The following is a 19934-nucleotide window of genomic DNA, read 5'->3' as shown; positions in this document are numbered from 1 at the left end:
TGCCGGCGGGGGCCTGCTAGGCCGTAACGCCGAACCCGTTCACGGCCCGGACCCAGCCGCTGATGGCCTGGGCCGCGATTTCGGGGGCAGTGTGCTGGAAGACGTGGCCCTGGCCCAGGATCTCGGCCATCGTTCCCTGCTGGGCCACCTCTGCGAGGTTCACGCACCAAGGCCGGCGGGCAATGGGGTCCTTGGTTCCGCGGAGCACCAGCACGGGCTGGCTGACAGCGGCCAGCCGTTCCTCCAAGGGGTAGTCCATCATCACCGGCAGTTCGGTCAGGTACCAGCGCGGGCCCGCCCTGAAGTAGTCGCTGAAGACGATGGCGTTGGAGGTCAGGGACTCGCTGAACATGGCGTCGCGCGTGAGTGCCACCGCCTGCCTGGCCGTCGACTTCCTGCTGGTTTCCACCACCGGACCCATCAGCACGGCACCGGCCACCCGCTCGGGTTCCTGCAGGGCCAGTTCGACTGCGAACTGGGTCCCCATCGAGTGGCCCACCGGCACGTAGTTGTGGACCCCGGCCTCCGTCAGGACGTCCCCTACGAAGCCAGCGAACTCTTCAACCTGCAGTTGGCGCCCGGGGTTTGACGACTTCCCAAAGCCGGGCAGGTCGAAGGAGTAGACGTCCGCTGCTTTTGCCAGTTCCTCGTGAAGCCGGGCCAGATAGCGGTGCGAGACACCGATGCCGTGCAGCAGCACATAGGTAGGCCGCGCTCCCATCTCTGCCGGCTGGACGGAAGCGTAGAGCCTTCCCTGCAAACCACCGGATTCAACGTCCCGGCCACCAGTTAATGCCATCAGCCGAGCATACCGCCGGAGCCCGAAAGGCACCGGCAGGCCGCGGCGCACAGGTAGACCGGTCTCATCGGCAGGCTCCGGACCACCGGTAGGCTGGGGCCATGGCACTGATTGCTCCCAGGATGGCCGGCGCCCTTCCGCCCGAAGACGCCGTAAAGCTGCAGCAGGCACTGGCCGGCAGCGACGACATCACCGTTTTCGTGGACGGCACTGTCCCCCGCCTGCCGCCCCTGGCGAGGGACGCCGTCGTTGACCTCCTGCAGCGGTTCAGCCGCGGCGAGGCTGTGACGGTCAGCAGCGTGGAGGAAATGCTGACCACGTCAAAGGCTGCAGAACTGGCGGGAATCTCGCACACCTACCTCCGCAACATGACGGACCGCGGCGAGATTCCCGTGGAATACCGGGGCAGCCACCGTCGGATTCCCCTGGCGGCGATCATGGCGTGGCTGGAGGGGCAGAAGAAGGACCGGCAGAAAAAGGCTGCTGCGGACCAGGCTGACGGGGACGTCAGATCCGGGGCCGAAGGGCCCAGCGCCGCATCTTGAGGGCAGCGTGGAGTTCCAGGCGGGGCAGCCCTTTCAGCGGATCCACCCCCAGCAGTTGCCGGATCCGGCCCAGCCTGTTGTAGATGCTGCTGCGGTGCAGGTGGAGTTTCGCGGCAACGTCCTGGACGGAACCGTCGTTGTCGTACAGCAGTTCCAGGACCGGGATCAGTTCGCCGTTGCGGTCGTGGTCTTCAAGCGCGCGGAAGTAGACGGACCCGGAGTCAGCCCACGCCCCTGCACCGCCCCCGGCAGAGGCCAACAGCTGATAGACGCCGGTGGACCGGCAGTCCACGAGTTCCCCGAGCTGGGCGTCCACCGCGGCGGCCTGTGCGGCGAGCTTGGATTGCCGGTAGGCCTCGGCGAGTTCCCGCGGCCGGGCAAACCCTTCGCTGATCCCTAAGATGATGCGGTGAACCGGCCGTCCGGAGCGCTTTGCCAGCTCCAGCTGGTAGTGGACCAGGACCTGGGCGTGGTTTGCGCGGCCCGATGACTCGCGGAACAGCACCACGGAGTGGGTCTCCGTCCCGGCGCTGAAAAGGGCGGCATCAACACCCACCGTTGCCTGGAGCGCTGCCGAGCGGTGGATCAGGGTTGAGGCGATGGGATCCGGCCCACCCGCCCACCCGTCGGCGTCGAGCACTGTAACCATCTGCCAGGGCCCGCGGCCCTGGACCTCTTTCCAGCCGGCCACCGCCGCCACCGCATTTGCTTCCCCCGCACAAGCTGAAAGGAATTCCCGCTCCCGCCCGCGCCGGAATTCGGACTCGGCGGTGTTCGAATCGAGCAGCAGACCGGAGAGCATCTCGAGCTCGTTGGTGACCGTCGGCAATTGCGTGAGGATCGACGTCGGATTCTCCTCCACGGAGTCCTGCTGCACCCAGAGGTAACCCACCCGGAAGCCGCGGACCATCAGCGGGACACAGACGCGGCCGAGCATCCCAAGGTGAGGGTTTGCGGGAACCGCGACGGGGCGGACGGCGGTGGCAATACCGTGGGACAGCTGCCAGGCGCTGACATCGGCCGGTACCTTCTTGCTGAGCAGGAAGTTCACGCGGACCCGGTCGGCGTGGGACTGGTTGGAGCTGTAAGCCAGCAGCACGCCGTCCAGGTCTTCCAGGGACAAGCCGCGGCCCAGTTTCTGCGCCACCTGCTCAACCAGTTGCTCCACGCCCTGCTGCTGCATGGCCCAACACTACTGCCTTTGCACTGGCGGGGACGAACGGACATGAGGCGACACCTGACGCCCCAGGGCTGGACAAATGTCGATCTGCTAGAGTCTGGATCCGCGGAATGACGGGGTTTTTACTTCACCGACCCTTCCTTCCCATGTCAGCTGGCTCACAACCGGATTTATCGTGGAAACACACAATCTTCCGCACTTTCCGGCTTACCCGCCGAGAACCTGGAGCCCACGATGATCATCGGTGTCCCCAAAGAAATCAAGAATAACGAATTCCGGGTGGCCATCACCGCCGCCGGCGTCCACGAGTTCCGCACCCACGGCCACACCGTGCTGGTGGAACGCGGCGCAGGACTGGGGTCAGGCATCACGGACGAGGAATACGCCATCGCCGGCGCCGAGATCGTCAACGACGCCGACGACGTCTGGGCACGTGCGGACATGGTGATGAAGGTCAAGGAACCCATCAAGGCCGAGTACCACCGCTTCCGCAAGGGCCTGATCCTCTTCACCTACCTCCACCTCGCCGCCGAGCCGGAACTTACCCGCGGTCTGGGCACGTGCGGACATGGTGATGAAGGTCAAGGAACCCATCAAGGCCGAGTACCACCGCTTCCGCAAGGGCCTGATCCTCTTCACCTACCTCCACCTCGCCGCCGAGCCGGAACTTACCCGCGAGCTCATCAACTCCGGCGTCACCGCCATCGCCTACGAGACCGTCCAGGAAGGCCGCACCCTCCCGCTGCTGGCCCCCATGTCCGAGGTAGCAGGCCGGCTCTCCGTCCAGGTGGGCGCCGCTTCGCTGATGGCCCCCGCCGGCGGCAAGGGCGTGCTGCTGGGCGGCGTGCCCGGCGTCCGGCCCGCAAAGGTAGTTGTCCTGGGCGCCGGCGTTGCCGGAACCAACGCGGCAGCCATGGCATTGGGCCTGGGTGCCGACGTCACCATCATGGACATCAACATCAACCGCCTGCGCGAGCTGGACGCCCAGTACCAGGGCCGGCTGAAGACGGTGGCATCGAACTCCTACGAGATCGAAAAGTCCGTGGTGGACGCCGACCTGGTAATCGGCTCCGTCCTCATCCCGGGCGCCAAGGCCCCCAAGCTGGTAACCAACGAGCTGGTGGCCCGCATGAAGCCCGGTTCAGTCCTGGTGGATATCGCCGTGGACCAGGGCGGCTGCTTCGAGGACACCCGCCCCACCACGCATCAGGAACCCACCTACAAGGTCCACAACACCATTTTCTACTGCGTGGCCAACATGCCCGGCGCCGTCCCCAACACCTCCACCTACGCCTTGACCAACGTGACCCTGCGGTACGCGGTGTCCCTGGCCAACCTCGGCGTCAAGGCCGCCTTCGACCGCGACCCCGCCCTGGCCGCCCAACATGCCCGGCGCCGTCCCCAACACCTCCACCTACGCCTTGACCAACGTGACCCTGCGGTACGCGGTGTCCCTGGCCAACCTCGGCGTCAAGGCCGCCTTCGACCGCGACCCCGCCCTGGCCGCAGGCCTCAACATCGCCGCCGGCCACGTTGCACACCACTCCGTGTCCGAAGCGCACGACCTGCCCCTCGTAGCGGACTGGCACGAACTGGTGTCTGCGTAGGTCTAACTCGTCCCGCTGCGCCGGACGGCAGTCATCCAACGCGTGCCGCCCCCTGGGCCCACGCCAGCAGGGTTCCCTGGCCGAGCTTGCGAGGTTAGGGGGCTGGTGGGGAGCACGCTGCCGGATGTCTGTCGTCCAGCGTTGTCGTTTAAGCCCTTTCTCCAGCCAGTTCCCTTGCTTTTTCTATTAGTTTGATTGTCTCGACGGCGTCTGCCGGGTCTACCGGGAGCGGCAGCTTTGAGGCCGTTCCGCCGTCGAGGATCTTGTCCGCCAGGAGCCGGTAGAACTCGGGGTAGGCGCCCCGCTCGGTGGGGAGGGCATCAAGGTGGCCGTCACGGCCCAGGAGCCCTGCCCACTCCGGCGCCTCCTCGCCGTACTCCGCGTCCAGGGGGCTGCCGCCGGCAACGATGTACGGCTCCTGCGGATCCACGCCGTTCTTGGTGTAGCCGCCAACGGAACCCAACACCCGGAACCGCGGGCCCTGCTGCGCGCAGAGCATGTTCATTGTGAGGTGGCTCAGCACTCCTGAGGTGTGCCGCAGCACCAGGAAGACGTCGTCGTCCGCCCGCTCGTCCGCGCGCCGTGCCCTCAGCTCGGCGTGGACCACCGTCGCGGGACCAAACAGCAGGAGCGCCTGGTCGATCAGGTGGCTGCCGAGGTCGAACAGGACGCCGCCCCCGTCCGAGGCGGTGGCATGCGCCTTCCACGCCTTGGCGATGGCGGGAGACCACCGTTCGAACCGCGACTCAAACCTGGTCACCTTCCCCACGGCGTCCGCCGCCAGGAGTTTCCGGAGCGTCAGGAAGTCCCCGTCCCACCGCCTGTTCTGGAACACCGTCAACACCCGGCCCCGTTGTTGGGCGAGGGCAACAAGCTCCTGTCCTTCCTCGCTGGTCACCGCAAATGGCTTGTCCACCACCACATCCAGGCCGGCTTCCAGCGCTGCCTTGGCGAGCGGGTAATGCGTGGCCGGCGGGGTGCCCAGGACCACGAGGTCAAGGTCAGCAGCGCGCGCCAGGACAGCATCGCCGTCGTGCACTGTCCTCACGCCGGGGTAGCGGGCAGTGGCCGCCTTCTGCCGCTCCACGTTGGACGTGGCGATGATGTCCAGCGAGTAGCGCGCGTCCGTCCCGATCAAGGGTGCGTGGAAGACGCTGCCGGACAGGCCGTAGCCGACGACGGCCGTGCGGATAGTGCGTGGAGCGGCGGAGTCAGTCATAGGGCTACGGTACTCCGGCACGCTCTCTCACCTAATGCCCCTTAACGGCCAACGCTCTCTCACTTCCTAAAAGAAAGTGAGAGAGCGTTGCAGGAAAACCCACATTAAGTGAGAGAGCGTCCCGGGGGTGGGGCTACTTCTTTTCCCAGCCGAGGGTGGTCCAGTCCGGAACCTGGGACAGGCTCTGGAACAGCGACGGGCCGTAGTTGGCCAGGCCGGTGCGGACGAAGGAGATCTGCGGGCCGTTGAAGACTACGCCCATGGAGTAGTACTTGGCCATGTGCTCCTTTTCAACTTCCATTGCCGCCTTGTTGCGCTCGGCGTTGTCCTCGATGGACGCCAGATCGGCGATCTTCTTGTCCAGTTCGGCATCGCCCAGCTGGTTTTCGTTGGTCTTGGAGTCGTAGTACTGCTTGACGGCGGACGTGGCGTCCGGACCGACCGTGTAGCCGGAGATGCTCAGGTCGAATTCACGCGAGCCCAGGACCTTGCCGAAGTCGGCCGAGGCACGCTGGTCGATACCAACATCCATGCCGCCGGCCTGGAGCTGCTTCTGCAGGGTCTGCGCGACGGCCAGCGTAGTTGGGTCGTCACCGAAGTTGCTGATCTTGAACGCGGCGGGCTTGCCGTCCTTCTCCATGATGCCGTTGGCGTTGGCAGTGTAGCCGGCATCGGTGAGCACCTTCTTGGCGGCGTCCGGACCGGTTTCCTTCACAGGGTAGTTGTCCTGGTAGTACTCGGAGAATGGCAGCAGCATCATGGAGCCGGAGCTAGGCTCTTCCCAGTTCAGTCCGTTGAACCGCACCTTGCGGAGGGCCTCACGGTCCACTGCCGCGAAGATCGCCTTGCGGACGGCCACATCGGTGATGCGCTGGGCGTTGAGATTCAAGCCGCCGGCGAACAGGCGTTGGCCGCGCCGGACCTCTGAGTCCTTAGTTCCGTCCAGCTGCTTGTACAGGGAGACGGTGTTGGCGGACATGGCGTCGATCTCGCCGTTCTTGAAGGCAGCGATCTGGGCGCTGGTCTCAAGCTGGCGGAACACTACGCTTTCCAGGACCGGCTTGTTGCCCCACCACTTCTCGTTGGGCACCAGGGTTACCGTCTTGGCCGCGGTATCGTACTGGTCCAGCTTGAACGGGCCTGCCATCCACTGCGGATGCAGTTCCCCGTTGAAGCCTTCGTTGAAGATCTGCGGAGTGTTCACAGCGGGGTGGATCAGGCCGAAGAACAGGTCCTCCAGCGGGTACACCGGCTGGCTGGTCTTGACAATGATTTCCTTGTCGCTGCTGCCGGCCTCGACGGATTCAACAAACTCGTACGCTCCCGAGGAGACGATGTCGTAGCCGGTATCGGGGCTCTTCAGGATGTTCCAGGTGTTCTGGAAGGCCTTAACGTCGATGGGGGTGCCGTCGTTGTAGGTGGCCTTCTCGTTGACCTTGATGGTGATGGTCTGCTTGCCATCCTTGACTTCGTTCGTGACCTCCTCGCAGAAGTCCTTATTGGGCGATGCCTTGCCCTCGAAGTCGAGCTTCCAGCAACCGCCGATGCCGCCGCTGTTTACCGCGACAGGGTTCATGGGAATCTGCAGCGCCGAGTTGTCTGCGCTGTTGCCGTTGTTCGAGAAGCCGTTGAAGTCCGGGCCGATGTTGCCCAGCGGAAGGGTGACCTTGCCGCCCTGTTCAAGATCTGCAGCGGGCTTTTCGTTAACGCTGATGAGCTTGGACAGGTCGCTGCCTGCTTCCTGCCCCTTTGCCGTTTCCGGCCCTGTGGCCCCGCCACCGCCGCCGCCGCAGGCAGTCAGCGCCAGAGCAGCAGCAATGGCCGCCGCTCCGCCGATCTTGTTCAGTTTCCTCATGGTGTTCCCTTCGTTGTTGCAGGTGGTGATGCTGGTGATGGGTCGAAAAAACCTAAGGTGCATGGTGGTCCGATGATTCGTGGACTACCAGCATGTCCTCGTCCAGTTCCCCGTCCGGGAAGAAGCAGGCGAAGCGCTGGTCCAGGGCCGGCAGTGGCTGGGCGGCCAGGGCCTGGGCCGCTGCCGAGGGCGCCACCGGTTCCAGCGGCGGCTCCAGGGTGAGGCACTTTTCCTGTTTCGCAGGCGGCAGCGCCGCGAAGACCGGGCACCTGGTGGCAAAGTTGCAGCCCTTGGGGGCGTCCAGCGGGGAGGGCAGGTCGCCCCGCAGGATGATCCGCTCCCTGGTCTTCTCCACCTGCGGGTCCGGCACCGGGATGGCCGAGAGCAGGGCCCGGGTGTAGGGGTGGCGGGGGTTGTCGAACACCCGGTCCACTTCACCGATCTCCACAATCTTGCCCAGGTACATAACAGCCACGCGGTTGGAGATGTGCCGGACCACCGAAAGGTCATGGGCCACCAGCAGGTAGCTGAGGCCCAGCTCGGCACGGAGCTTGTCCAAAAGGTTGATCACGCCGGCCTGGACGGAAACATCAAGGGCGGAGACAGGTTCGTCCAGGACCACCAGCTTCGGATTCACGGCCAGGGCGCGGGCAATCCCGACGCGCTGGCGCTGTCCCCCGGAAAACTGGTTGGGGAAGCGGTTGACGTGGTCCGGCTGCAGGCCCACCAGCTTCATCAGTTCCATGATGCGTGTCCTGATGGCCTGCTTGTCCATGCCGGCGTTTTGAAGCGGCTCGGCGAGGACTTCGTAGACCGTGAACCGTGGATCCAGCGCCCCGGTGGGGTCCTGGAACACCATCTGCATCTCGCGGCGCATGGCACTCTTGGTCCGGGCATCGGCAGCCTGCTTGTTGCTGATGCCGCCAATCGTCACCTCGCCGTCCTGGTCCTTGTGGAACTCCATGATCTCCAGCAGGGTGGTGGTCTTTCCGGAACCGGACTCGCCCACAATCGAGAAGCACTCACCTTCGCGGATATCGAAGCTGACACCGTCCACGGCCTTGACCGTGCCGATCCGGCGCTTTAGCAACGCACCCTTGGTCAGGGGGAAGTGCTTACGCACGTCCTTGAGCTGCAGGACGGTGGAGCGTTCCGCACGCGGAATGGCATCAAAGCGGGACACCGCCACCGGCGGGGCCGAGAAGACGTCGTGGACGTCGACGTCGCCGCCCAGGGATCCGGACTTGATGCAGGCGGCGCGGTGAAGGGCACCTCCGGGTACCGCCGCCAACGCCGGCTCGCCCTCCAGGCAGGCGTCGGTGGCCAGCGGGCAGCGGGGTGCGAAAGAGCAGCCGGTGGGTGTGTGGATCAGGTTGGGCGGCATGCCCTCAATGGGAACCAGGGACGACTTCTCCGCCACGTCCACCCGCGGCACGGCGCCGAGCAATCCCATGGTGTAGGGCATCCGCGGGTTGTAGTAGATGTCATCCACCGCGCCCGTCTCCACGGGCTTGCCGGCATACATCACCATGATGTCGTCTGCCATCCCGGCCACCACGCCCAGGTCGTGCGTGATCATCACGACGGCGGCACCCGTCTCCTCCTGGGCGGTGTGCAGCACCTCCAGCACCTGCGCCTGGATGGTGACGTCCAGGGCCGTCGTCGGCTCGTCAGCGATGAGGACGCGCGGGTTGTTCGCGATCGCGATGGCAATCATCACCCGCTGGCGCATGCCGCCCGAGAACTCGTGCGGGAAGGCCTTTAGCCTATCCTTGGGGCTCGGAATGCCCACCATGGCCAGGAGTTCGACGGCGCGGGCTTCTTTTGCCTGCCTGCTCATCGTGGAATTGTGGATGGTGAGCGCTTCCACAATCTGGGTGCCTACGGTGTACACCGGTGTCAGGGAAGACAGCGGGTCCTGGAAGACCATGGCCAGTTCGTTGCCGCGGTACTCGCACATGGCTTTATCACTGAGGCCCAGCAGCTCCTTGCCTTTGAGCCGGACGGACCCGGATATTTCCGCTGTGGTGGGGAGGAGCCCCATGATGGCCAGGGACGTAACCGATTTGCCGGACCCCGATTCACCCACGATGCCCAGCGTCTTTCCAGGCAGGAGATCGAAATCAACGCCCCGGACTGCGTGGACTACGCCGTTCTCTGTGTTGAAGCGGACGTTCAGGTCGCGGACAGAGAGGACTGCGTCCGTTGGCGCGTGGAGGCCGGCGACGTGCAGCCGCTCCACTGTTGACTGTGGCTGTTCGGCGTGGCCGGCGGCAATTTCGCTGCTCATGAGTACTTCCCCTTAACACGGGCTTTCAGTGCGCGGCGTTTTTTGGCGCTGCCGCTTGAGCTGGAGCTGGGGTCGAAGGCGTCCCGCAGTCCGTCGTTCATCATGGCCAGAGAGCCTGTCAGCAGGAACATAACGGTCAACGGCACCCAGAACATCCAGGGAAAGGTCTGTACCTGCGATGTGGCAGCGCCGATGAGGACCCCCAGGCTGACGTCCGGAACTTTGATGCCGATGCCGATGAACGAGAAGGCCACCTCCGCAAGGATGGCGCCGGTGACGCCGCGGGTAATGTCGAGCACCAGCAGGGACCCGATATTGGGAACCAGGTGCCGCCAGACGATCCGGCGCGGCGGGACACCCATGTACTGGGCGGCTTTGACGTAGTCCCGCTGCATCAGGGACATGGACAGCGACCGGATCAGCCGGGCCGTTCCCATCCAACTGAAGACCAGCAGCACGATGATCAGCAGCAGCCAGGAGGGCAGGTCCCGCTTCAGGCCTTCCCCTCCCCCGCTGGTGGCGACCGCTACCACCAGCAGTGCCGGCATCATGATGAGCGCTTCAAGGACGAAGAGCATCACCTTGTCCACCTTGCCGCCGAAGTAGGCCATGGTGCACCCATAGACGGCGGCAATAAGGACGGAGACAAGCCCCACGATCAAGCCGATCAGGATGGAGATCCTGGTGCCTTCGACCGTCATGGCATAGAGGTCAATGCCTGCCTGGGACGTTCCGAGGTAGTGCTCGGCCGAGGGAGGCATGCCGATGTTGAAGGGATCGATGGTCTCTTTGTCCCACGGGGTGAAGTAGCCTCCGACAAAGGAGAAGACGGTCAGGGCCAGGAAAATGGCAAGGCCTGTCACGGCCGTCCTGTTGCGCATAAAACGGCGGAAGATGATGGTGTTCTTGCCGATGATGACATCGGCGTTTTCCAGGTGCGCGTCCTGTGCGACCGCGGCCGGGTCAACGGCGTTAAGGTTGGTCATGGCTACTGCACCCGCACTCTCGGGTCGACGAGGGTGGTGGCGAAGTCCGCCAGGATGGCCCCCAGGGCGAAAATAACGGAACCGTAGGCCAGCGTGGCCGTGGCGGCGTTGACGTCCTGGAGCGAGATGGCGTCGATGCTCCAGGAGCCCACACCGGGCCAGGCGAAGATCTTCTCCGCGAAGAAGCCGCCGGCAAAGATGGCCGGGATGGTGAAGGCGATGCTTTGGGCCACGGGAATGAATGAGACCCGCAATGCGTGCCGGGAGATCGCCTGGTTCCGGGTCAGCCCCTTGGCCCGGGCGGTCCGGACAAAGTCGGCGTTCACGTTGTCCAGGAGGTACTGGCGCTGCGCAATCTGGTACGAACCCCATCCCACCAGCGTGATGGCGACCGTCGGAACCGCGTAGTGCGCCAGCATGTCCACGAACTGCGCCCACCCCGGCCCAATTCCGGGCGTGGAAATGCCGGTGACAAAGAAGATGCGCTCCCCCACGGTTTCATTGATGTTGATGGCGCCCAGCTGCACCAGGAAGTACGCAATGGGGGCAGGCACGATGTAGGCGAGGTAGCTGTAGGACGTGATGACGCGGTCCTGGAACTTGTACTGGCGTGCTGCCGAATAGACCCCGAGTGCCACACCGATGACGAGCGTCAGGATGATGGAGGCCAGGAAGAGCCGGGTGGAAATCCATACCCGGTCCCCGAACTCGGCGTTGATGAACGCGCCGTTGGGGCTGCGGCCCCAGTCCCAGCGGGTAACGATGGCAGTCAGCCATTCAACGTAGCGCTCCCACGGGCTCAGGTCCGGGTCCAGGCCCTTGAGGCGCATCGAGTTTGCCACCTGCTCCGGGGTGGGCCGGGGTATCCGTTCCTGCTCCAGCAATGCGGGCTTTAGGGAGCTGACCGCCAGGAAGTATCCCGCCGAGGTGGTCAGGAAGATCATAAAAACGTACGTGATGCCGCGCTTGGCGAGGTACCTGAGCATGGCGCTAGTTCAGCTTCGCCGCCGGCAGCTGGACGGTAAAACCCCGCGGTGTCAGCAGGCGGGCCAGGCTGTTGGGCAAATCAACAATCACGTGCTGGATCCTTCCGTTATCCCCGGATCAGCGGGGGTTGTGCCGCTTCATCGGGTCCTCTGCCAGCGGTAGCTGGGCTCCCGCAGCCTTTGCAGGCCCAGCCCTGGTGGACTATGTCGCGGGTCACATTCCAGAGGAAACTATCACAAGCCGCTCCCCAAAAAGGGCTGGTTGTGGGCAAACCCACCTGCCCGTATCAGATCGTTATGAATAATTCTGTAAATTTGGTGTGACACGGCGTAAGAACAATGAGCGGCGAAGTCTAGGAAGCGGTGACAACCCGCGTGACAAGCTCCCGCCACGAGTCATTGAGCCGGTCACTGCTCACTCCATGCACGCGAACCAGATTTAGGAGCCGGTCCGGCGCCAGGGTGGCGCCCAGCGAACGCGCCATCAGCCAAGGGTCGGCCCCGAACCCCTCCTCCCTGAGCAGCACCTCGATATGGCGGTACCACAGGGCAGCAGCAGGAACCTCAAAGCGGCCCCGGGAGGAGTTCTCCGCCGCGAGCGCCAGGTCACCAAACTCCATCACGTAGGCAATCCGCTCCACGCCGAAAGCAATCAGGCGTTCCAGTCCGGGCGCGCCGGGGCCCAGGGGTGGCGGCCCGAACATAAAGCGGGCCTGGAAGGCAGCCTCGGACTCGCTCAGGAGGGTGAGCATGAGCCCGGCACGGCTGCCAAAACGGCGGAATACGGTGCCTTTGCCCACCCCTGCGTGCTCGGCGAGCCGGTCCATGGTCAGCGCTCCTGCCCCGCACTCGCCGATGAGGTCCCGGGCAGCCTCGAGCAGGCGCTCCCGATTCCTCGCGGCATCGCTGCGTTCCACCGCCTCCCCCGGCGGTAGTCGCGGACGCAATGGGATGAAGCTCACATTCCACATTCTAGACCCCGGGAATAAGAAACGGACCGCAGTCCGTTTAGATGGGTGAAGGCAGCAAGAGCCTCAGCTACTACCCGGCCGGCGGACCCCTCCCGCCGCCCCTACCCAGGAGTTCCTATGACCAAGAGCACCGTACTTACCCTCGTCGGCAGCCTCCGCGCCGAATCCACCAACCAGAAGTTGGCTGAAGCAATCCAGCTGAACGCGCCGGAGCAGGTGGACGTCGTCATCCACGAAAACCTTGGAAACATCCCCTTCTACAACGAAGACATTGACGTCGAAGGCCAGGTTCCCGCCGCTGCTGCCGCCCTGCGCGCCGCAGCCAACGACGCCGACACGCTCCTCCTGGTCACCCCGGAGCACAACGGCACTGTACCCGCAGCACTGAAGAACGCCATCGACTGGCTGTCCCGTCCCTTCGGTGCCGGAGCCCTCGCCGGTAAGCCCACCGCCGTCGTCGGCACTGCCTTCGGCCAGTACGGTGGAGTCTGGGCCCAGGACGAGGCCCGCAAGGCAGCAGGAATCGCCGGTGCCCAGATCCTCGAGGACGTCAAGCTCGCAGTGCCGGGTTCAATGGTGCGCTTCGCCGAAGTCCACCCGAAGGACGATGCAGAGGTCGTGGAGCAGATCAAGGGCGTTTTTGATGCCATCACAGCTTCCCAGCCTGCAGCATAACCAGCCGTTCGCGGTGCCCGGTGCATACTGCGCCGGGCACCGCTGTTTAAGCTGCGCGGCTGCGTTCACCGTGCCGGTGCGTGCGGCACACTGCGTCCCGCCGAACTCTGGCTGAGAAATCCAATCGTTGCTAGCGTGACGGAATGACGCCCTCGAAGACCCCGGCCGAGATCCTCGACATCGGCGGCGCTGAGGTCCGCATCTCAAGCCCGGACAAAATGGTGTTCCCGGGGCCCGGGCTCACGAAGCTGGACCTGGTGCGGTACTACCTTGCGGTGGCGGATGGCGCGCTCCGCGGCGCCGGCGGGCGGCCCATGGTGCTCAAGCGTTTCCCGAAGGGCATTGACGCCGAGCCGTTCTTCCAAAAGCGCGTGCCCGAGAACCGCCCTGACTTCATTGACACGGCCACCCTGCACTACGCGTCCGGCACGTCGGCCGAGGAGGCTGTAATCCGGGATGCCGCAGGACTGGCGTGGGTGGTGAATCTTGGCTGCCTGGACCTCAACCCGCATCCCGTAAGGGCGGAGGACCTCGAGCATCCCGATGAGCTTCGGGTTGACCTCGATCCCATGCCGGGCGTGGACTGGTCACAAATCGTGGATGTGGCCTATGTGGCACGGGAAGTACTCGGCGACATGGGACTGGTGGGCTGGCCGAAGACAAGCGGCTCCCGCGGACTTCACATCCTGGTGCGCATCGCGCCGGAACGGTCCTACCGTGACGTGCGGCTCGCCGCGGAGACCCTTGCGCGCGAAGTCGAAAACCGGGCTCCCGGGCTCGCCACCGCCCGGTGGTGGAAGGAGGAGCGAGGCGAGAGCGTGTTCGTGGACTTCAACCAGAACGCCAAGGACCGCACGGTGGCATCCGCATATTCGGTCCGGCCCCTCCCCGACGCCCGGGTCTCAACGCCGCTGTCCTGGGATGAGGTGCGCTCCGCCCGTCCCGACCAGTTCACGGTCCTCACCGTGCCCGGCCGATTCAAGGACGTGGGCGACCCCCATGCAGGGATCGACAAGGCCGCAGGAAATCTGGACAGGCTCCTGGCCCTTGCAGAGGAGTTGGGGCCTGCGGAGAAAGCGCCGCGCAGCGGTGACGGCTCCGGCCGCCGGCAGTCGGTGATGCCGCTCATCGAAGTGGCCCGCACCAAAACCAAGCCTGAGGCCCTCGCGGCGCTCGACGAATGGAAGGCCCGGCATCCGGACCTCGTCCCGGCCCTGCACCCTGCAGATGTGCTGGTGGACGGAATGCGCGGATCGAGTTCGCTCTGGTACCGGGTAAGGGTGAATTTGCAGCACGTTCCCGGGCCGGAGCGGCCGCCGCAGGAGGAACTCATCGCCGACTACGACCCCTGGGCGGGCAAGGAATGGCCGGGGCGCCCGGGATCCTGAACGGAGGCTGCCCCGTCCCCTCGGCCTCCCGTGATCAACTCTTATCCCAACCGGTACCTCGTGGACATTCTTTGGCAGACGGGCCAGCCGTAACGTTAATCCACGGACGTACCGGGACGGGATTGCGGTGCAGGGATGGCAAGAGGGCCGATTGCTGGAAGGCGGATAACGGGTGCGCGCGCTCTAGTAGCAGCATCCGCGCTGGCGCTTCCGCTGTGGGCCGCCGCCTGCGTCAGCCCGCCCCCTCAACAAACACCGCCGCCTTCCCCGGAGCCCCTGGTCGGCGCCGGCACCACCCCCGCCCCTGCACCCGCTCCCCCCGCGCCGGCTCCCCAGCCGCAGTCTCCGCCTCCTGAAGGCACAACCGGGGTGACGCCGGGAGTGGTCCCGCCCAGCACGGCCAGGACCACGCCCCGCGGCACGCCCGCGGCTTCGAAAACGCCGGAAGTACCTGCGCCGGAGGACCCCGTTCCATCCGAGCCGGTTCCCTCGGGCAGTCCGGCCGCCCTGCAGGCGGTGACCGCCTACTACGTGCTCCTGGACGACGGCGGCAGCAACGGCGTGCGGTTCGGTTGCAATGACAGCCTGGTGGGCGTAGCCCGTACCAGTTCCGCCGGAGAGGACCCGCTCCCCGCCGCCGTTCGCGCACTGCTGGAAACGCCGGCTGATGCAGCCGCGCCACGGCCGTCTCCGGACGTGTACAACGCGCTCCAGGGCTCGGACCTGACGTTCCTTTCGGGAAGCTTCGACGGCACCACCGTCACGGTGTACCTCGCCGGGACGCTCAGCATGGGAGGTGTTTGCGACCTCCCGCGCGTAGAAGCCCAGCTGACACAGACGGCGGTCTCGGCAGTCGGGGCTATCCGGGCGGAGATCCATATCAACGGGCGCCCCCTGGCCGAGGCATTGCGGCAGGACTAACAGGCGGGTTGGCGCCCGGTACATCTTTACTCAACGAGTGTTGCCTATCCAGCAACACTCGGCTGTATCCTGATTCATGTGAGCCACGAGACACTCGACGCCGCAGCACAGACGCTGCCTGCCGAAGCCATTGATGCCATCGAGCGGGCGGCAACGTCCGCCCACCGCCATGAGGAACTCTTCTCAGAGCGCGCCGCCAATATCCGCCAGTCCGCCGTCAGGGACGTCTTCGATATCTCCCTGCGTCCCGGGCTGGTTTCCCTCGCGGGTGGAAGTCCCTACCTGCAGTCCCTCCCCCTTGACCGGCTGGCCGCCACTGCCGCAACCATCATCGCCGAGGACGGGCTGGCGGCCCTCCAGTACGGCAGCGGCCAGGGCACCGAAGAGCTGCGAACCCAGATCTGCGAAGTGATGGCCGCCGAGGGCATCCTCGACGCACTCGCCCGGAACGTGGTGATCACAGCAGGTTCGCAGTCCGCTCAGGACGTCGCCACCAAGGTCTTTTGCAACCCCGGAGATGTGGTGCTGGTGGAAGACCCAACCTACGTGGGCGCGCTGAATACCTTTGAGGCGTACCAGGTCCAGGTGGAAACGGTGGAGATGGACGCGGACGGCCTCGTTCCGGATCTCCTTGAGGCGAAGATCGCAGCCCTGCAGCTCGCCGGGAAGAACGTCAAATTCCTGTACACCATCCCCAACTTCAACAATCCCTCCGGAATTACCCTCGCCCGGGAGCGGCGGCAGAAGATCGTGGACATATGCCGCAATGCGAATATTCTGGTCCTCGAGGACAACCCCTACGGACTCCTGCGTTTTGACGGAGAACCGCTGCCGCCCCTTCGCGCCGACAACCCTTCGGACGTGATCTATATGGGCTCGTTCTCCAAGATCTTCGCTCCCGGACTCCGCATCGGTTGGGCCCTGGTGCCCGAACACCTGCAGCGCCGGTACTACCTTGCGGCCGAAGCTGTAACCCTGTGCCCGCCCGCCCTCAACCAGATGCTGGTTTCCGCCTACCTGCGCGACTACGACTGGCGGGACCAAATCGAAACGTACCGTGGACTGTACGCGGAGCGTTGCCGGGCGATGCTCGCTGCCTTGGAGGCGCACATGCCCGCCGGTACCAGTTGGACGAGCCCGGAGGGCGGATTCTTCGTCTGGGTGACCCTGCCGGAAGGAGTAGACACCTACCCGCTGCTGCACAAGGCGATCGACGCCGGCGTGGTGTTTATCCCCGGCGCCGCCTTCACGCCGTCGGACGAGCCGTCCAACAAGCTGCGCCTGGCCTTCAGTGCGGTGCCGCCGGAGGCCATCACGGAAGGCGTGCGCCGGCTGGCGCCGGTACTGCGGGAAGCCATCGCCGGACTGTAGCCTTGGGCTCACTGACTTACGCCGCATTAACCAAGCAAAGGAGCAACACATGAGCGGAATCATCGTTGTAGGGGTTGACGGCAGCGGTACAGCCAAAAAGGCGGCAGAGTCCGCCCGGGACCTCGCCGCTGCACTGGGCGCCTCGCTTCACGTCGTCTCAGCCTTCGACAGCGACCGCACGGAGGTCTTCGGCAGCGGCAGCGACCAGTGGATCGTCTCCGACGCCGACGCCGCCGAACATGTGGCCCGCACCGTGGCGGAATCCCTGGGCCGGGACATCAAAGTGACGTATTCGGCTGCCCGCGGCCGCCCGGCCGACGCCCTGATTAAAGAGGCGCTGCGGATGGAGGCCCGCATTATCGTGGTCGGAAACCGCAGGATGCAGGGCATTGGGCGCGTGCTTGGGAGCGTGGCGAACAGCGTTGCCCACAACGCTCCGTGCGACGTTTACATCGCCAACACCTACGACGCCGACTAAAAGTTACCGCGGACACTCCCCGTGGTGGCAAAGGTCGCTACGGGGAGTGTCTGTTCTCACGCCAGATACACCACTGAGGTCTCGGACGCAACGATAAAATTGGATAAGCCCCCAATGGAGCGGCAACCCAGCATCCACGATTATCCAAGGGGCACCATTGAAAACTCTCCAGCGCCGCCAACTCGTAGGCCACGACATTCTCCTGGCCCGCCACGGAAACCACATCTGCTCCATGCGCGTCGACCGCAGCAACGGCAGGGTGGTGGCGCTGCTGGACGATGGAACCGTGGACAGCGCACCGAACGTGATCGCCCCGGGCCTGGAGCTTCCCGCCACAGTGGGCAGCGTGATGCGCGAGGACTGGAAGATTCTGACGGCCTGCGGGGCCGTGGCTGCGGGAATGGGCGCGCTGATGGTGACAGCAGCGGTTGCCCTTGGAACAATGGCGGACCCCACCGCGGTTGAAATGCTCTCGGCCTACGCCATCTACTGAGGCACTCCCTACGGCACCATCCAGCCTTGCAGTGCCCACCAGATACCGGCCATCACCAGGCCGCCGAAAAGTGAACCGGCAACCACCTGCGCCAGCGTGTGGGCGCGCAGCACCACCCTCGACCAGCCCACAGCGGGGATAAGCAGCAGCAGCGGAAGCCACGGGGCTCCGAGCATCAGCACGGCGATGACTGCAGAAGACGAAATTGCGGCAGCATGCCCGCTGATCTTCCAGAATGGGCTCACACCCGCCAGCACAACCACCCCGGCCACCACTGCCAGGACCATGGCCACGACGCTCTCAGGAGCTCCTGCCGCGTACAGCACCAGAAGCCCGGCAACGATCGACGCCAGCGCCATCAGGAGTACGGGCGCCCGCTGTTTGCGGTCGCTGACGTGGTGGTCGGTGACCTTGCCCAGCCTCACCAGGACCAGCAGCAGGACCAGCGGGATCACGCAGACGAACAGCGCCGCCAGGGCGCCGTAGGCCATCGTTCCGGGAAAGCCGGCCTGCGTCAGTGGGCTGATCAACAACTGCACACTCACCACCGCTGGCGGCTGCAACAGCTCCGTAATCCATCTGGCTGCCCTGTTTTTGGCACGGATACCGCCGGCGTTAATGACCACTGCTGTCAGTTCCTAGTCCAGCAGCAGCGCTGGCTCCTCCAGGATGGCGGCGACGTCGGCCATGAAGCGGGCGGACAGGTCTCCGTCCACCACCCGGTGATCGAACGAGCCGCCAAGGGTGGTGATCCAGCGGGGTATCACTTCGCCGTCCAGGACCCAGGGCTTCTGCTTGATGGTTCCAAACGCAACGATCGCCACCTCGCCGGGGTTGATGATCGGCGTGCCCGTGTCGATGCCCAAAGCCCCGATGTTGGTGATGGTCAGCGTCCCGCCCTGCATTTCCGCGGGCTGGGTCTTGCCGGCCCTGGCGGTGATGGCCAGGTTGTTCAGGGCCAGCGCCAGTTCCTTCAGTGATAGGTCCTGCGCGTTTTTGATGTTCGGCACCATCAAGCCGCGCGGGGTTGCCGCTGCGATTCCCAGGTTCATGTAGTGCTTGACCTGGATCTCGGCGCTGCCTTCGCCGTTGTCCACCCAGGTGGCGTTGACGCTGGGGTTCCGTGCAGCCGCCCAGATCACGGCCTTCGCGAGGATCAGCAGCGGCGATACCCGGATGCCCTCAAAGTCACGCGAGGCCTTGAGCCTCTTGACGAACTCCATGGTGCGGCTGGCGTCCACGTCCACAAAAATGCTGACGTGCGGTGCCGAGAACGCCGAGTCCACCATCGCCTTCGCCGTGGCCTTGCGGACGCCCTTGACGGGGATCCGCTCCACCCGCTGGTCCTGCGGCTTTCCGGCTTTGCCCCAGAATCCGTCAGCCTTGTCCAGCTCGGCGTCCCGCTGGGCCTGGTAGCTGACCAGGTCCTCGCGCGTCACCTCGCCGCGCGAACCGGTGGCCACCACGTCTGCCAGGTCGATGCCAAGGTCACGGGCAATCTTCCGGACCGGGGGCTTGGCCAGGACCTTGTTCACCAGGCCCGTGATGGTGCCGCCAAAGGTAGGACGGTTGTCGACGGCGTCTCCGGCGGTTTGGCCTGGAGCCTCCTTCGCAGCCCCTGCTGTGCTCACCGGCGGTTCGGCGGTCACGGCAGCCGGCGTAAGGGGCTGGACGGGCTCCACTTCCGGGGCGTTAGCTGTGATGGCGCCCGCTGCGCCACCGGTGCTTGAGCTGGCCGAAATCCGCGGACGGCGCTTGACGGCGTCCGCCTTGGGACCGGAACCCACCAGCGGACCGCCTGCCAAGGCACTTTCCGGGGTGTCGCCGTCGGACGCAGGAAGCGTTCCGTAGAGCGGCTGTACGGGCGTCTCGGGAGCCCGGACGTCAGCGGGTGTGGGATCACCGGCCACCTCGCTGCTGACGCTGATGATGGCCGTGCCGACGTCGATGGTAACCCCTTCGGGCACCAGCAGTTCGCTGACAGTGCCGGCGAACGGCGAGGGCAGCTCCACGATCGACTTGGCCGTCTCGATCTCACAGAGGACGTCGTTGATGGCGACGGCGTCGCCGGGCTTGACCTTCCAGGAGACGATTTCCGCCTCGGTGAGGCCCTCGCCGACGTCAGGCAGGTTGAACTTGTTGAGAGTCATGGTGTCCTCGGTTCGGGAAG

17 protein-coding genes and 2 pseudogenes are annotated in these 19934 nt (G+C 65.1%); 9 read left to right on the top strand and 10 right to left on the bottom strand.

The features are described 5' to 3' along the window. Positions 1 to 16 precede the first annotated feature (16 nt). Entirely contained in the window at positions 17 to 799 is a 783-nt protein-coding gene (locus M8J71_RS07475; RefSeq protein ID WP_256247312.1) for an alpha/beta fold hydrolase, read from the bottom strand. 101 nt (positions 800 to 900) lie between these two features. Between M8J71_RS07475 and M8J71_RS07470 the strand changes: the two genes are divergently transcribed. Next, on the top strand, positions 901 to 1344 hold the full coding sequence (locus M8J71_RS07470; protein WP_256247311.1) for a helix-turn-helix domain-containing protein: 444 nt from the start codon (positions 901 to 903) through the stop codon (positions 1342 to 1344). On the opposite strand, the gene M8J71_RS07465 is transcribed toward M8J71_RS07470, so the two are convergent. Next, the gene (locus tag M8J71_RS07465) at positions 1307 to 2527 is read right to left on the bottom strand and encodes a PucR family transcriptional regulator (RefSeq protein WP_256247310.1); all 1221 of its coding nucleotides are present in this window, start codon (positions 2525 to 2527) and stop codon (positions 1307 to 1309) included. The two genes, M8J71_RS07470 and M8J71_RS07465, sit on opposite strands and share 38 nt — an antisense overlap. Positions 2528 to 2803: 276 nt before the next feature. Between M8J71_RS07465 and ald the strand changes: the two are divergent. Continuing rightward, a pseudogene (gene ald, locus M8J71_RS07460) lies at positions 2804 to 3905 on the top strand (alanine dehydrogenase); the annotation flags it as partial. Between the two features lie 106 nt (positions 3906 to 4011). Beyond that, positions 4012 to 4131, top strand: a pseudogene (locus M8J71_RS23785) (alanine dehydrogenase); the annotation flags it as partial. A gap of 148 nt (positions 4132 to 4279) precedes the next feature. On the opposite strand, the gene M8J71_RS07450 reads toward M8J71_RS23785, so the two are convergent. The 6 genes from M8J71_RS07450 to M8J71_RS07425 form a co-directional block, all read right to left on the bottom strand. Continuing rightward, complete coding sequence (locus tag M8J71_RS07450) at positions 4280 to 5350, bottom strand: Gfo/Idh/MocA family protein (protein ID WP_256247309.1); 1071 nt, start codon at positions 5348 to 5350, stop codon at positions 4280 to 4282. Positions 5351 to 5483: 133 nt separating this feature from the next. After that, complete coding sequence (locus M8J71_RS07445) at positions 5484 to 7205, bottom strand: ABC transporter family substrate-binding protein (RefSeq protein WP_256247308.1); 1722 nt, start codon at positions 7203 to 7205, stop codon at positions 5484 to 5486. A gap of 52 nt (positions 7206 to 7257) precedes the next feature. After that, complete coding sequence (locus M8J71_RS07440) at positions 7258 to 9495, bottom strand: dipeptide ABC transporter ATP-binding protein (RefSeq protein WP_256247307.1); 2238 nt, start codon at positions 9493 to 9495, stop codon at positions 7258 to 7260. Further along, positions 9492 to 10481 carry an ABC transporter permease gene (locus M8J71_RS07435; RefSeq protein ID WP_256247306.1) on the bottom strand — a complete coding sequence of 330 codons (990 nt, stop codon included), beginning with the start codon at positions 10479 to 10481 and terminating at the stop codon, positions 9492 to 9494. Before M8J71_RS07435 ends, M8J71_RS07440 begins: the two co-directional genes overlap by 4 nt. 2 nt (positions 10482 to 10483) lie before the next feature. Then, complete coding sequence (locus M8J71_RS07430; protein WP_256247305.1) at positions 10484 to 11467, bottom strand: ABC transporter permease; 984 nt, start codon at positions 11465 to 11467, stop codon at positions 10484 to 10486. A gap of 353 nt (positions 11468 to 11820) precedes the next feature. Next, the gene (locus tag M8J71_RS07425) at positions 11821 to 12429 is read right to left on the bottom strand and encodes a TetR/AcrR family transcriptional regulator (RefSeq protein ID WP_256247304.1); all 609 of its coding nucleotides are present in this window, start codon (positions 12427 to 12429) and stop codon (positions 11821 to 11823) included. Between the two features lie 126 nt (positions 12430 to 12555). Between M8J71_RS07425 and M8J71_RS07420 the strand changes: the two genes are divergently transcribed. The 6 genes from M8J71_RS07420 to M8J71_RS07395 all read left to right on the top strand — a co-directional run bounded on the left by M8J71_RS07420 (position 12556) and on the right by M8J71_RS07395 (position 17764). After that, positions 12556 to 13113, top strand: coding sequence for an NAD(P)H-dependent oxidoreductase (locus tag M8J71_RS07420; RefSeq protein ID WP_256247303.1), 558 nt, complete (start codon positions 12556 to 12558; stop codon positions 13111 to 13113). A 143-nt stretch (positions 13114 to 13256) separates the two neighbouring features. Then, positions 13257 to 14501 carry a non-homologous end-joining DNA ligase gene (gene ligD, locus M8J71_RS07415; protein ID WP_256247302.1) on the top strand — a complete coding sequence of 415 codons (1245 nt, stop codon included), beginning with the start codon at positions 13257 to 13259 and terminating at the stop codon, positions 14499 to 14501. A 369-nt stretch (positions 14502 to 14870) separates the two neighbouring features. Next, positions 14871 to 15422, top strand: coding sequence for a GerMN domain-containing protein (locus M8J71_RS07410; protein ID WP_256247301.1), 552 nt, complete (start codon positions 14871 to 14873; stop codon positions 15420 to 15422). A gap of 78 nt (positions 15423 to 15500) precedes the next feature. Beyond that, positions 15501 to 16793 carry an aminotransferase-like domain-containing protein gene (locus M8J71_RS07405; RefSeq protein WP_256247300.1) on the top strand — a complete coding sequence of 431 codons (1293 nt, stop codon included), beginning with the start codon at positions 15501 to 15503 and terminating at the stop codon, positions 16791 to 16793. A 49-nt stretch (positions 16794 to 16842) separates the two neighbouring features. Continuing rightward, positions 16843 to 17271 (top strand): universal stress protein, encoded by a 429-nt coding sequence (locus tag M8J71_RS07400; protein ID WP_091419548.1) that lies wholly within the window; start codon positions 16843 to 16845, stop codon positions 17269 to 17271. Positions 17272 to 17428: 157 nt separating this feature from the next. Further along, positions 17429 to 17764 carry a hypothetical protein gene (locus M8J71_RS07395; RefSeq protein WP_256247299.1) on the top strand — a complete coding sequence of 112 codons (336 nt, stop codon included), beginning with the start codon at positions 17429 to 17431 and terminating at the stop codon, positions 17762 to 17764. Between the two features lie 8 nt (positions 17765 to 17772). On the opposite strand, the gene M8J71_RS07390 is transcribed toward M8J71_RS07395, so the two are convergent. Continuing rightward, positions 17773 to 18390: a phosphatase PAP2 family protein gene (locus M8J71_RS07390; RefSeq protein WP_256247298.1), complete on the bottom strand. Its 618-nt coding sequence runs from the start codon at positions 18388 to 18390 to the stop codon at positions 17773 to 17775. Positions 18391 to 18402: 12 nt separating this feature from the next. Next, on the bottom strand, positions 18403 to 19914 hold the full coding sequence (locus tag M8J71_RS07385; RefSeq protein WP_256247297.1) for a dihydrolipoamide acetyltransferase family protein: 1512 nt from the start codon (positions 19912 to 19914) through the stop codon (positions 18403 to 18405). Positions 19915 to 19934: the final 20 nt, after the last annotated feature.

Origin of the sequence: Pseudarthrobacter sp. R1 (genome assembly GCF_024494415.1) — a bacterium.
Lineage (GTDB): Bacteria > Actinomycetota > Actinomycetes > Actinomycetales > Micrococcaceae > Arthrobacter.
The sequence above is the reverse complement of the archived record's forward strand: the minus strand, read 5'-3'. Positions and strand labels throughout refer to the sequence as shown.